Source organism: Acinetobacter sp. YH01021, from assembly GCF_013420255.1.
GTDB lineage: Bacteria > Pseudomonadota > Gammaproteobacteria > Pseudomonadales > Moraxellaceae > Acinetobacter.
Genome location: NZ_VOYO01000005.1, coordinates 43,840 through 57,446, shown reverse-complemented (window position 1 = coordinate 57,446; position 13,607 = coordinate 43,840). Strand labels below are relative to the sequence as shown.

General features: G+C 45.2%; 14 protein-coding genes. 6 read left to right on the top strand and 8 right to left on the bottom strand.

Annotated elements, in window-relative coordinates; translation table 11 throughout:
* The first annotated feature begins 136 nt into the window (after window positions 1–136).
* From FTT86_RS05755 to FTT86_RS05745, 3 genes are read left to right on the top strand one after another with little or no spacing between them, the layout of a single operon-like run.
* On the top strand, window positions 137–676 hold the full coding sequence (locus FTT86_RS05755; RefSeq protein WP_180180791.1) for a DUF924 family protein: 540 nt from the start codon (window positions 137–139) through the stop codon (window positions 674–676).
* A 53-nt stretch (window positions 677–729) separates the two neighbouring features.
* Window positions 730–1,281 (top strand): hypothetical protein, encoded by a 552-nt coding sequence (locus FTT86_RS05750; RefSeq protein ID WP_180180790.1) that lies wholly within the window; start codon window positions 730–732, stop codon window positions 1,279–1,281.
* An 11-nt stretch (window positions 1,282–1,292) separates the two neighbouring features.
* Window positions 1,293–2,594, top strand: coding sequence for a DUF445 domain-containing protein (locus FTT86_RS05745; protein ID WP_180180789.1), 1,302 nt, complete (start codon window positions 1,293–1,295; stop codon window positions 2,592–2,594).
* Between the two features lie 81 nt (window positions 2,595–2,675).
* Here FTT86_RS05745 and FTT86_RS05740 read toward each other — a convergent pair whose 3' ends face one another.
* Window positions 2,676–2,963 carry a DUF2798 domain-containing protein gene (locus tag FTT86_RS05740; RefSeq protein WP_004281267.1) on the bottom strand — a complete coding sequence of 96 codons (288 nt, stop codon included), beginning with the start codon at window positions 2,961–2,963 and terminating at the stop codon, window positions 2,676–2,678.
* A 259-nt stretch (window positions 2,964–3,222) separates the two neighbouring features.
* Between FTT86_RS05740 and argS the strand changes: the two genes are divergently transcribed.
* Window positions 3,223–5,013 carry an arginine--tRNA ligase gene (argS, locus tag FTT86_RS05735; protein WP_180087169.1) on the top strand — a complete coding sequence of 597 codons (1,791 nt, stop codon included), beginning with the start codon at window positions 3,223–3,225 and terminating at the stop codon, window positions 5,011–5,013.
* A 317-nt stretch (window positions 5,014–5,330) separates the two neighbouring features.
* Entirely contained in the window at window positions 5,331–5,948 is a 618-nt protein-coding gene (locus FTT86_RS05730; RefSeq protein WP_005245641.1) for an SPOR domain-containing protein, read from the top strand.
* 194 nt (window positions 5,949–6,142) lie between these two features.
* Here FTT86_RS05730 and asd read toward each other — a convergent pair whose 3' ends face one another.
* From asd to FTT86_RS05705, 5 genes are all read right to left on the bottom strand, one after another.
* A complete protein-coding gene (gene asd / locus FTT86_RS05725; protein ID WP_004281264.1) occupies window positions 6,143–6,994 on the bottom strand; it encodes an archaetidylserine decarboxylase in 852 nt (283 codons plus the stop codon).
* On the bottom strand, window positions 6,991–7,839 hold the full coding sequence (locus tag FTT86_RS05720) for a sulfurtransferase (protein WP_005094948.1): 849 nt from the start codon (window positions 7,837–7,839) through the stop codon (window positions 6,991–6,993). Before FTT86_RS05720 ends, asd begins: the two co-directional genes overlap by 4 nt.
* A gap of 184 nt (window positions 7,840–8,023) precedes the next feature.
* The gene (pncB, locus tag FTT86_RS05715; RefSeq protein ID WP_004729084.1) at window positions 8,024–9,229 is read right to left on the bottom strand and encodes a nicotinate phosphoribosyltransferase; all 1,206 of its coding nucleotides are present in this window, start codon (window positions 9,227–9,229) and stop codon (window positions 8,024–8,026) included.
* Between the two features lie 119 nt (window positions 9,230–9,348).
* A complete protein-coding gene (locus tag FTT86_RS05710; RefSeq protein ID WP_180180788.1) occupies window positions 9,349–9,879 on the bottom strand; it encodes an ankyrin repeat domain-containing protein in 531 nt (176 codons plus the stop codon).
* A gap of 185 nt (window positions 9,880–10,064) precedes the next feature.
* Window positions 10,065–11,579, bottom strand: coding sequence for a catalase (locus FTT86_RS05705; RefSeq protein WP_180180840.1), 1,515 nt, complete (start codon window positions 11,577–11,579; stop codon window positions 10,065–10,067).
* 227 nt (window positions 11,580–11,806) lie between these two features.
* Between FTT86_RS05705 and dtd the strand changes: the two genes are divergently transcribed.
* The gene (gene dtd, locus FTT86_RS05700) at window positions 11,807–12,247 is read left to right on the top strand and encodes a D-aminoacyl-tRNA deacylase (RefSeq protein WP_005094942.1); all 441 of its coding nucleotides are present in this window, start codon (window positions 11,807–11,809) and stop codon (window positions 12,245–12,247) included.
* Between the two features lie 108 nt (window positions 12,248–12,355).
* Here dtd and FTT86_RS05695 read toward each other — a convergent pair whose 3' ends face one another.
* Together FTT86_RS05695 and aciT are read right to left on the bottom strand one after the other, a co-directional pair.
* Window positions 12,356–12,835 (bottom strand): SCP2 sterol-binding domain-containing protein, encoded by a 480-nt coding sequence (locus FTT86_RS05695; protein WP_004647189.1) that lies wholly within the window; start codon window positions 12,833–12,835, stop codon window positions 12,356–12,358.
* Window positions 12,836–12,976: 141 nt separating this feature from the next.
* Complete coding sequence (aciT, locus tag FTT86_RS05690; protein WP_004647188.1) at window positions 12,977–13,312, bottom strand: ciprofloxacin tolerance protein AciT; 336 nt, start codon at window positions 13,310–13,312, stop codon at window positions 12,977–12,979.
* Window positions 13,313–13,607 lie beyond the last annotated feature (295 nt).

The window sequence follows — 13,607 nt, the reverse complement described above, 5'->3', positions numbered from 1 at the left end:
GCATATGACAGGCTGCCTAGTTTTCAGGCAAACCATTGATTTTTAATTTGGCAAATTTTTAACACAAACTTCCTCTATAAGACATGGAAAATTTGTGATTTTATTAACAAATAGATGCTAATGAATTGTAAATATTATGAATTATCAAGATATTTTAGACTTCTGGTTTCATGCGGACAGCCAGCCCTTATGGTTTAGCCAAAGTCATGAATTCGACCAAAGTATTGCGCAGCAGTTCATGAGCACCCATCAGCAGGCAGCCCAGGCTGAACTTTGGGGCTGGCGTAAAACCGCAGAAGGCCGGCTGGCCGAAATTATTGTGCTAGATCAATTTTCACGAAATTTATTCCGTGATTCTCCCCAAGCTTTTGCCCAAGACAGTCTGGCACTGGCCTTGGCTCAGGAAGCCATCAGCCTGAACCTGGATCAACAGCTCAGTCCGGAACAGCGTGCCTTTCTGTATATGCCATTTATGCACAGCGAATCCAAACTGATTCATGAATTCGCCTTAAAACTGTTTCAGCGTCTGGGCAATCCGACCAATCTGGAATTCGAGAAAAAGCACAAGGTCATTATTGACCGCTTTGGACGTTATCCGCACCGGAATCAGATTCTGGGTCGTAAATCGACCAATGAAGAACTTACTTTCCTGACCCAGCCCGATAGCAGTTTTTAAGATTTTTTTAAGCCCGGCTGTCTGGACTGGATCATTGCATCAGGAGATCGAACATGAAAAACATGCTACTGGGATTGAGTGTGATTGCTGCCCTCAGCCTGACTGGCTGTGCAACCACACCCTCAAAGCCCTTAACATTTGACCAGTTAGGTCGCTACAGTACCACTCCCCTCAATAGCAACACTTACCGTATCAGCTTTCAGGCCCATCCCAATATGAGCTTTGGCACAGCCGAAGAAATTACCCTGCTCAAAGCCGCACAGACTACCGTACAAAATGGCTTTCAGTTCTTCAGAGTACTGAATGATCCAAGTAACCGTACTCAACAACCTCCACGGCAGGCCATCGTCTATCCGGCGCCGAGCTTTTATCCGTACGGATATTACCGCCGATATCCGGGATTCTGGCCAGACCCATTCTATGACCGTCCTTATACCGTGACTCTGGATCCTGCCCAAGTGGCCTATACCATTGAATGCTTCAAAGCCAATCAGGCGCCTCAAGATGCCTTTGATGCCCGCTTGATTTTACAGTCACTTGGGGCTAAATATGGTTTAAGTCCATCCGGTGCAGTGCTGCAACCGCAACCCGCCAATCCCTCCTGACAGGATGATCTATGCAGACAGAGCGTATCTCCCCGAGCTTACAACGCAGTAAACGTTTCGCGACCATCGCCTTGGTGGTCGCCGTACTGACCTGGTTGGCATTGATGGTTGCAGCCAAATTGTTACCTGAATATGTCTGGCTCATTCATATTCTGATGCTCTCGGCAGAAGCGGGTGTGGTCGGTGGCCTGGCGGACTGGTATGCGATTACCGTACTGTTTCGTAACCCTTTTGGCAGATTGCCCATTCCCAAGTTTTTACGCGACCATACCGAAATCATTCCACGTAACAAGGCGCGTATTGCAGAGTCGATGGGCCGTTTTGTGCAGGAAAATTTTCTTTCTCCGCAAATTGTACAGCGCAGTCTGGACAGTACCGACCTGAGTCTGGCTGCAGGACGCTGGCTGGCCAATCCACAAAATAATGTCCAAGTGACTCAGGTCATTCAACAGACGGTTCCTAAAATCTTTGAATTTGTCGGACAGGAACAGATTGCCGGATTTATCCAGAGCAACAGTGTGCAATGGGTCAAAAATACCCAGATCAATACTCTGGCCAGCGAAATGCTGCATGCCGTTCTGGACAATGATTTCCATCAGGATGTGCTACAGCGCGGACTGGATGTGGTACATGCCTGGATGACCTCACATCCGGAACAAACCCGCGAGCTGACCCGCAACCTGTTTAAGGAAATGGGCGTGTGGAAACTGGCCAAAGGCGCCAGCTGGATCGGGATTGATGTGCAGCAACGCAGTATTGATTCCGTGATCGGGCGCGTTGAAGCCATGCTGGCCGATCCAGATCATCCATGGCGACTTAAAATTGAGAACATGGGACATAGCTGGATGTTACAGCTGGCGGATAATGACAGTGAAGCCAGCCAGCGTCTGAATGAAACCAAAGATGCCTTACTGGATAGTCCACAAGTGCTGAATTTTATCAGTGGTGCTGTGGTGATTTTATGTGATGCGATCAAGGCTGACTTGCAAAAACCTGATTCGGGTATTGCCGAAAATCTCAGAATTGCCATTCAGCAGGTCGGTGAAAATATCATCTCGAATGCCTCGGTTCGTGAGCTGCTGAATAAACGTCTCAGCGGGATCGCAGTTGACCTGAGTGACCAGTATAGTGAAAAAGTCATTCGTTTTATCAGCGAGCGCATTCACGAATGGGATTCAAGCGAGATGATCGATAAGATTGAAAACGAAGTCGGCGGCGACCTGCATATGATCCGGGTCAATGGCGTGGTAGTTGGAGCATGTATCGGTCTGGTGCTCGGGATCATCCGGGCGGCGGTGGAGCATTTAATTTAAAAATGATGCTATTCGCCCCATACAGCCCCACTTTTAAAATGCCCAAGAATTGACTCCGGCCAGATCAAATTTAAAGATTGATCACTTTGGTGGCTGGGGGCCGGACATATCCACCAATAACCCAGTGAATTTGCGCACGAAAGGCAATAAGGTCACCACAATCGGAAAGGCAATCGCCCAGGAAATCATCCAGTTATGAAACCAGAGTGCTATAAATCCATCAATCCAGCCGAGATTACGCAGCATATTGATCATGGAAATAATGCCACTCATCAGGCAGGACAGGATAAAAGGCACAATAATCAATGCCCATTTTGCAGGAAGTTTAGGAATATGACCGATAATGGTCGGACGTTGTGATGCAGCCACGACATGCTCTTTTTACTGTTTTCAGATGACTAATATAAGCCAAATTCTGTACGGTGAAGCATTGTTTTTTTCATCTGAAATGTTGAGCTAAAAACTGGTTTTATTTTCACGGGATTAATCCGGTTATTACCCCTTTCTCTAGTTCAAAATTTCTGGTGAAGTGATCTTCTACTTTTTATTCCCTAGAAATGCTTTTACCTAAACAGCCTGAAATTTGCTATATTTGCTGTTTTTCTGCGATCTCTATTTTCGACTGATTATGAATACGGCAATACAAGCAGCTCTCGATCATGCAGTGCACACTTTACAGGCACAAGGCGTACTCCCATCTGACTGGAACAATACAAGTAATTTGACGCGTACCAAAGACCGAAGCCATGGTGACTTTGCGTCGAATATTGCCATGATCGCGTCGAAAGCTGCGGGTATGAAGCCACGTGATTTAGCGGAAAAAATTCTTGCTGCCCTGCCTGAAGTGGCGGATATCAGCAAGGCAGAAATTGCCGGTCCTGGTTTTATTAACTTCTTCCTGAATGCTGACCAGCGCTTTGCAGTCCTTGATCAAATTCAGGCACAACAGGCGACTTATGGTCGTACCCAGGTCAATGCGGATAAACGTATCCAGGTTGAATTCGTGTCTGCCAACCCGACCTCTAGCCTGCACGTAGGTCATGGTCGTGGTGCCGCGTATGGTATGACGGTTGCGAATTTGCTTGAAGCGACTGGTGCTAAAGTCGACCGCGAATACTATGTCAATGATGCTGGCCGTCAAATGGACATTCTGGCGACTTCGACTTATCTGCGCTACTTAGAATTAACGGGTCAGGAACTGGTGTTCCCGAAAAATGCCTACCAAGGTGACTACGTTAAAGAAATCGCGCAAAGCATTATTGATCAGGATGGCGACGCCTATGTACGTCCTGTGGCTGACGTGTATAAAAACGTGCCTGAAGATGTACAGTTTGCAGCTGAGTTAGATGCAGATGGTAATAAAGTCGTATTGTCTGGCGATAAAGAAAAACACATCGATGGTTTGATCTTTAACTCACAAGCGTTAATTGGCACAGGCTACCGCGTATTCTTGCAAGCCGCGCTTAAAGCTATCTTAGATGATATTAAAGATGACCTGGGCGAGTTTGGTGTAACCTTCAATCAATGGTTCAGCGAAGAATCATTGACAGACAAAATTGAAGAAGCCTTACAGACCTTAGATCAGCGTGGTTTCCTGTATGAACTGGATGGCAACATCTGGTTTAAATCCACTGCATTCGGCGATGAAAAAGACCGTGTGGTGAAACGCCGTAATGGCCAGACCACTTACTTCGCGTCTGACATCGCTTACCACCTGAACAAGTTACAGCGTGGCTATACCGATATTATTGATATCTGGGGTTCAGATCACCACGGTTATATCGCACGTGTAAAAGCGGCCATTGATGCGCTAGGCTATGACTCGAAGAAATTAACGGTTCTTCTGGTTCAGTTCGTAAGTCTTTGGCGTGGCGGCGAAATGGTACAAATGTCATCCCGTTCAGGCCAGTTTGTGACCTTGCGTGATCTGCGTAAAGAAGTCGGCAATGATGCTGCACGTTTTTACTACGTAATGCGTAAGTCTGAACAGCACATTGATTTTGACTTGGATCTTGCTGTGTCACAAAGCAAGGACAACGCCGTGTATTACATCCAGTATGCACATGCCCGTATCTGTCGTATGTTAGAAAAAGCAGCTTCTACCAATGTCAACTTTGATGCTATAGCAGCACGTAATTTGGCGGCCAAGCTTGAACTTGATGCTGAAACTGAAATCCTGGCCAAGCTGGCTGCCTACCCAGAAATTCTGGTACGTGCTGCAAACAGCTATGAACCGCATCAAATTGGTAACTACCTAAAAGAACTGGCAGCATTATTCCACGGCTGGTACAACGACAATAAAGTACTCGGTGATGATGCTGAATTGACCCAAGCACGCTTATTGTTATCAGTGAACGTGCGTCAGGTACTGCGTAACGGTCTGGAACTGCTTGGCGTATCAGCTCCTGAGAGCATGTAAGCAAAACACTGTTTTGCATGCTCGCAAGGCGAGAGCTAGGCTCGAAGCAGAAATGTAAAGCACTGCTTTTACATTGATGCAAGACAAGAGCTATGCTCGAAGTGAGCATGTAAGCAAAACATTGCCGTTTATCTGCTGAGCAGACATTTTGTAACTTTAGCTATGTGCTTGAAGATACAGATAAATTAAAATTCTGTGTGATTTGTGATCTAGAGGATGACTTTTGTATCCTGATCACATAGGATGAAGTGATAGTAGGGGCATAACTGCTGTTATGCCTTTTCTATATGTCCCGATTAATAAGAGGAAAATCCCAAGTGTTTGGAAAAACGCAGCGCGGTGTATCTGAAAGACCGAATAAGCCTAAAAAGCCACTTATTCCAACCTGGCTCGGCACACTCGTGATCATTTTAATCGTGTTAAGTTTTTTAATGGCACTGATGCTCTGGAAGCCATGGGAACCAGTTAAACCGAAAACTCAAACAAGTGCTGAATCTGTCCAAGAAGAAGATACCAATAAAGATTACCGTTTTTATGATCTCTTGCCACAGCAACAAGTGACGCCAATTCCTGAACAGGCCGTCCCTGAAAACAAAAATCAGGATACGGTAGTGATTGTAGAAGCACCTCGACCTGAAGTGGCTACACCTGAGGCGACGACAACTGAGCCTGGCTTAGAAGCCAGCGAAGCGCCTGTTGCCGCTCCGGCCAGTTATATTCTGCAAGTTCGCAGCTTTGATGATCCAGATCAAGCCGATGCCCGCCGTGCCGAAATTATTCTCAATGGTTTATCTGCCGATGTGGTACGCAGTGTAGAAAATGGCAAAGTCTGGTATCGCGTGGTTTCAGGCCCTTATGATTCTGCAGAAGCTGCAATTATCGCACAGCAAACCTTGCAGAATAGCGGGATCGATTCCATCGTCGTGAAACGGTAAATTTCTAGAAATAAAAAAAGCGCCTGATGGCGCTTTTTTTTGAACCTCTCCCTTGCGCAGCAGTGCTGCTCATGTCCTATAAGGAGAGGAAATCCCCCTTTTTTAAAAGGGGACTGAGGGGGATTTTTATTTATTCTAAACGAGAAAATATTTAATCCCTCCAACCTCCCTTTAATAAAGGGAGGGTAAAATCTTTAAACTGTATGCCCCAGCGCTTCACCCATATTCACCAAAGAATTGGCCTTGAATACGGCATCCCACTGCATTTTATTTTCTTCGAATAAAATCACTGCTGTTGAACCGAGGTAGAAACGACCCAGTTCTGCCCCTTTTTCCAGGAACAGATCATGCTGATTAAGTTCGATCCGGCCTGAAGGCTTCACTTTGCCGGTTGCCACGGTTTCAATACCCGCAACAATCATCGCACCGACCAATACCACCGCCATACGGCCGATTTCAGTATCAAACAGACAGACCATACGTTCATTGCGTGCAAACAGGCCCGGAATGTTTTCTGCGGTCACCTGATTGACCGAGAACAACTCACCCGGTACATATAACGTTTCAGTCAAGGTGCCAGCAAATGGCATATGCACCCGATGATAATCACGTGGCGACAAATACACGGTCGCGAATTCACCATTTTTAAATGGCTCAGCCAGTTGTGGATCAGCAATCAGGGCTTCAACGGTAAATTTCTGGCCTTTGGCCTGAAACACATCGCCATTTTCAATTTTACCTAGCTGGGAAATCGCACCATCTGCTGGCGAAACAATGCTCGTAGCATCTGGATCAACCGCACGGATACCTTCTTTTAGGGCGCGGGTAAAAAATTCATTAAATGACTTGAATTTCAGGGCATTGGCCTGTTCAGCAATCGACATATCAATGCCATACTGCGCCTTAAAGGCAGTAATTGCAGCAGTTTTGATAATCGGGTTTTCGCTGGCGGCAATTTTACCCACCACCCGAGACAAGCGATGTTGCGGTACTAATCGTTGGGCTTTAATAAAAAACTGTTGTTTTAAACGTGATGTGATGCTCAAGATGGCAGCTCCCCTGTAGCGATTGGACTATCGAGGCGGTTGCCCCATTCACTCCACGCACCATCATAGGCTCGAATTTTCCAGCCCAGTAAACGACCCAGAATATAGGCCAAACCTGAGCGGTGATGGGACTGGCAGTACACCACAACGGGTTGATTCAAATCAAAGCCCAGTTGTTCCAGACGCTGCTGAGTACGTGGTAAAGGCTGTAATTTTAAATGATTTTCACGATTAAGGGCAGTACTCCATTCAAAATGACGTGCTCCCGGAATGTGACCGCCGCGTCGAGCCGCTAAACGTAGGCCAGTATATTCATCTTGTGTACGGCAATCCCAAATTTGAACCTGTTGATTTTCAACCTGTTGGCGCAGTTCATCATAGCCAATCTGAAAATTCGCCTGATGCTCAAGATTGACCTGCAACACGTTCTTCACTGGTGCAAACTGTTCCTGACTGGAAGAAGTCGGCAAGCCTGCACCGAGCCAGGCATGAATCCCACCATTCAACAGACTGGTATTTTCAAAACCCAGACAATGTAGGTTCCAGAGCAAACGCCCTGCCCATGCCCCGCCCTCATCATCATAAGCCACCACATGATGCTCAGGAGAAATATTCAGATAATCAATGAGAGCCTGCAAGCCTTCGGTATCCGGTAACAGTCCCATCGCCGTTTCTTCCTGACGCACCAGAAGTTTAGGCTTTAAATGCAAGGCATGCGGAATATGCAGCTGCTCATACACAGAGGCACGGCTCAGGTCGACAATACGAAGTTTTTCATGGCCCAAATAGGGAACTAAATCTTCTGCCTCAATCAGCAGGCCAAAATTAAAAGCTGCAGCGGTCATCGTTATCATGGCTATTATTGGTCAAATCCTGTTGATCTTAGCACAGCTGGTTTTTACACTGATGTGCTTTCTTTGCAGATGATTAGCAAGATTTTAGCTAAACCCTGGTGTTAAATAAGCTTGCATAAAAAAACCGCCTCTATATAGAAACGGTTCTTAAAAATTATGAATTTTTCAAACTGACTTAAGCAGGTTCATTGATCTCAAAAACCTGACGCAAATAGGCCAAGAACGTATCATTATCGGTCATGGTTTTGCCCGGACTATCCGAGATTTTGGCTACTGACTGACGGTTACATTCCACCAGTTTCAGCACAATATTGAGTGGGGTTTGCCCCATATCATTGGTCAGATTGGTGCCAATGCCGAAACTGACCTGAAAACGGTCTTTAAAGTACTGATGCAATTTCCAGGCTTTTTCCAGATTCAGGCCATCACTAAAAGTCAGCATCTTGGTTTTGCTGTCTATTTTCAGCTTTTTATAATGCGCATAGGCCTTGTCACCCCATTCATAAGGGTCGCCACTATCATGACGCAAGCCATCAAATAGCTTGGCAAAGTACAGATCAAAGTCGCGCAGGAATGCATCCATCCCCACCACATCGGTCAAGGCAATACCCAAGTCACCACGATATTCCTGTACCCAGCTTTCCAGTGCAGATTTCTGGAAATTACGTAAACGTACGTCCAGCGCCTGAAAAGCTTGCAGGAATTCATGCGCCATGGTACCAATCGGGGTAATGCCCAGCTCTTTGGCTAACAGTACATTACTGGTCCCACGGAATACATGCGGTGCGGCTTTGTGAAATTCTTCGACCACATGCTTTTGCCAATCGAAACTGTAACGGCGACGCGTACCAAAATCTGACACCAAGAATGGTGGATCATTGGGGTTTTGCGCAGCATCATACTGTTTTAATAGCTCGATTTTGGCTTTTAAACGGTGTTCGCCTTCAGCCAACACTTCAGGCGTGCGAATGCGGCTGAAATACAGTTCATTGACAATCGCCAGTACGAAGATCTCGAACATCATCGCCTGAACCATCGGGCCTTCCACCACAATATCCAGACGGCCTTGACTGTCGATACTGGCCTTGATGAAACGGCGCTTGAGCTGGAATAGTTCCAGATAATCGACAAAGTCGCTTTTGATAAAACGTAAGCTTCTTAAATATTGCAGTTCATCTTCTTTGAATTTGAGCTGACACAGCAGGTCCAGTTGATGATTCAGGTCATCCAGAATATCCGTCAGTGGATAGACTGTATCTTCCAGATTACGACAACGGAAATGGTAGACACTATGCGTTTGCGGAAACTTGTGTAAGACCACTTGTAACATGGTGAATTTGTACAAGTCAGTATCTAACAGAGAATGGATAATTGGAGCCATAACTAAGGGAATATCGCTGTGCTTATCTCTGCATTAAAGCATAAAAAGTCGTGCAATAATGCAGGATTTACGTACAGCTGGCTGTATTTGCGACAAAAGTATCAGAAGCATAACCCGGTTTATTTCTGTGATTTGAACTGAGCTTTTTCCTGTTCCTGAATCAGTTTCTGCAACTGTTTTTCCTGACCAATGACCTTAGCAAATTCGGCTGTGGTCTTTTGTCCAGTTTTTTTCGCCTGGGCATCACAATCCACCTGACGCAGCTGCTTGGCAATCGCAAATTCCATCTTGAATAAAGCCCCCATCAAGGCTGTATTGCCTCGATTATCTCGAGCACAGCGGTCGGCACCATGTTTAAGCAAGCTGGCCACAATATCCTGATGACCATAATAAGTCGCCATCATCAGTGGTGTATAACCGTCTTTATTGCGTACATCGACCGGAAAGCCATGTTTTAAAAATTCGTTGATCACTTCGCTATTGCCAATTTTGGCAGCAGCAAAGAACAGGTCGACCAATTCCTGTTGTGAGTTCATCTGAACATGGTTCACAGTTTTAGCGGGGGAGATCTCCTTCGTGACAGTCACGTTTGCGAATGCGGAACCTATCGCGAGAATACTGGCTAAAAACACAGATGACATAACTTTCATGATGAACTCCAGCAGAAATCGAAGGGAAATTTAAGTCCTGAAAAACTGAATTATCCTGAGATGAGATGAAAAACGGAGTGCCTGTAAAACTCCCCCTAGGGTGCAGGAAAGGTTTGGAGTATTACAGGACTTTTTGGAGGTGATGCGCTATGCCCTAGTCACCAGTTCCTCAAGACCAATCGGGATTAGTCTTTTAATTTTGCAGCTTTGGCTTTAACAGTCGCCAGGTTACCGTTTACCGCCTTGGTCATACGTGTACCGTAGTCCGCATCTGCCTTATAGAAGTAAGACAACATGATGTGCTTGGTTTCTGAATCTTTCACTGCGCCTAAATCAGCAGCAAGGTTCATGATCAGGTCATCTTTTTCTTTAGCCGAGTATGACCGGTACAGCTCACCTGCCTGCTTGAAGTTCTGCTCTTTCACGCCAATTTGCTGTACATGACCAGATAATGGTGTTTGTACCGCACGTGCTTTTTCAGTGGCAGCTTTTGGCTCTTTACGGCTTGGCTCATAGTTCACATCCGAGTCACGCTCAGAGATATTCATGTAGCCATCCTGATTATTGTTGTTCACATTTACCACTGGACGGTTCACCGGAATTTGCTGGTGATTCGCGCCTAAACGGTACATTTGGGTATCTGAGTAAGAGAAGATGCGGCCTTGTAGCAGACGGTCTTCTGATGGCTCGATGCCCGGAACCAGATTACCTGGCGCAAATGCCGACTGTTCAGTCTCGTTGAAGAAGTTCTTCGGCATACGGTTCAGGGTTAAAGTACCGACTTTAGTTTCTGGAACCAGCTCGGTTGGCCAGATTTTAGTTGGATCTAATGGATCAAAATCAAAGCTATTTAGATCTTTAGGATCAAGCACCTGAATATACAGGTCCCATTTCGGGAAGTTACCTGCATAGATGTTGTTATAAAGATCATTGGTCAAGTGGTTGAAATCTTTACCTTGCTGCTCAGCCGCTTCTTTCACGTTCAGGCCCTTCACGCCTTGTTTAGAGCGGAAGTTGAATTTCACGTATTTGTATTCGCCTTTGTCGTTATACAGTTTGTAAGCGTGAACACCAAAACCGTCCTGTTCGCGGTAGCTGGTTGGAACACCTTGCTTGCCGTAAACATAAGTCAGCATATTGGTGGCCCATGGCTGGCTCGACAGGAAGTCAAACACGCGGTTAGCATCTTGAACATTTGTCACTGGGCTTGGCTTCATTGCGTGAATGAAGTCCGGGAATTTAATCGCATCACGAATGAAGAATACCGGTGTCTGGTTACCAACCAAGTCCCAGTTACCTTCCTGAGTATAGAATTTCAACGCAAAACCGTGTGGGTCACGTAGAGTTTCTGGTGAACCCTTACCATGAATTACGGTAGAGAAACGTAGGAAAACTGGAGTTTTAGTACCCGCTTTGAATAATGAAGCGAGGGTAAGATCAGATAGATCTTTGGTTGCAACGAATTCACCATATGCCCCTGTACCACGCGCATGCACGACACGCTCAGGAATACGCTCGCGACCAAAACGTTGTAATTTTTGTACCAGTTGAACGTCCTGAAGGAGTACTGAACCATTTGGACCCGCAGTGATCGAGTTCTGGTTATCACCGATTGGTGCCCCGTTATCTTTGGTTAATGGCGCAGCTTGTGCAGCTGTGATAGTTGCAAGCATTGCAACCAGTAATGAACGCTTAAACATTTCTAAATCTCTCAATTTATTACCTTTCCTGCATGGGCTAAGATACGCGAACGCAATAAATAGATAAAACAGATTATTTATATTAATTCAATCGCTTTAATGAATTTATGAAAATTAAGCAATTGATTTTTAGATATTTAAAGCTCATAAAATCAGCATCTCATACTGCTCCAGATTTTATTCTTGCTACAATCACCTCCATCTATCGTTATTAGTCCATATGTAAAATGCGTGCCTTATTACAAAGAGTTTTAGAAGCTAAAGTTGTGGTCGAGGGTGAAACCACCGGGGAAATTGAAAAAGGAATTCTGGTTTTTCTAGGTTTAGGTAAAGATGACAATCTGGAAAAAGGCAAAAAGCTGATTGATAAGATATTGAAATACCGCTTCTTTGATGATGAACAGGGTAAAATGGGCTGGAACGTTGCCCAGGCCGACGGTGGTTTATTGCTGGTTTCACAATTTACCTTGATGGCACAGACCCAGAAGGGTTTACGTCCAGACTTTGGCCCAGCTATGCCGCCTGCCGAGGCTAAAGCACTTTATGAGCAGCTGGTAGAATATGCCCAAAGCCAGTTTGAACATGTGCAAACCGGTATTTTTGCCGCCGACATGAAAGTGCATCTGGTCAATGATGGGCCGGTGACGTTTAATCTGGAAGTTGAATAAGTTTTAATTATTCCAGAATTCAAAAAGCCCTCATATTTGAGGGCTTTTTTTATTTAATCCTCCCCTAGCCCCTCCTTTAAAAAGGAGGGGGAACTAAGCGGAAGTTTCTTATTTACCAGTTTTTTCTTTAATAAACTGACGTACCATTTTCACTTTTTCTTTGACTGGCTTTGGCAATTTTGGTGGAATCATCTTCGCCACTTGGTTAAACCAGACCAGCAGGCCGAAGTCACCTTCCATTTTGATCGTGCCACTTTGCATGCCGGTCATAAATGCCGTCGGGTCACCTTTGACCAAGGTCTTTACACCCTGCTCACTGTCAGCAAACTGCAACACAAAATCAGCTTTTTCAGCATCACCCGAAACCGTATCGATATGACCGTTATCCACAATAATCTGACGTGCCATGCCTTCATCCGTACCAATCTGAATACGGAATTGACGTCCATGTACCAGTTCAATGAATTTTGGGCTGGTACGTGCCAACTGCTTCATACGTAAAGCTAGACCTGCGACCAGTAAGTCCAGCGGATCTGTACTCATATCGATAAGAGGAAGTTTTAACACAGGAATGGATGACAGTTTCATGGAGGATGCCTATTCTAATTGTACGAAAATTGACAAATATCCTAGCATAGTTCTGGACTAGGTGGATTATGCAGTTTGTATCATATTTCCAAACTGAAAAATGCACCCATGGGTGCATTTTTTTCATTGCAACTTGTAGAATTAACGGCTTGAAAGCTGCTGCTGGTCGTCTTCATACACTGGCGTATGTTCGATGCAACGGCGTTTTGCTAAAGCACGCTCAGCACGACGATCTTCACGCAACAACAGGCCAGTCACGACCATCATGACCGCAGTTAACGCGCTCAGATAACTATACGTCATTGGTAGCTCAAACCAGGTTTGAGTTCCTACACGAATCACCTCGATCAGGCCCCATACCAGCATCCCGGCCGCCATAAAGCTTAACCAGCGACGATAAGGCGAGAAGAACACAGCAAGCACAGCTACAGCGACTAAACTGAAGCCCACAATCGTTGCTAAATTCGCTGTTACCATATAACCCCCTCCATCCAGATAGATAGTTTCCGCTTGATATTGCAACGCTTCTATCTATTGAATTTCGTTAAATCAATAAAATGGAATCTGTTGATTTGTATCTCTATGCCTGCATTATGCTGAGTTTTTTGCATAAAAAAAGTCCTGTCATCCAGCCTAACGACATACTTTGTCGCGATATTATATTGTCATTACATTTTTTGCTTTTCACATTTTTGTGGATCAACGACTGCGCCAATGTTGGCGTGTCATTACAAAATTATCAGTAGTTTTTTTAAGTGAAAAAATTATTTTT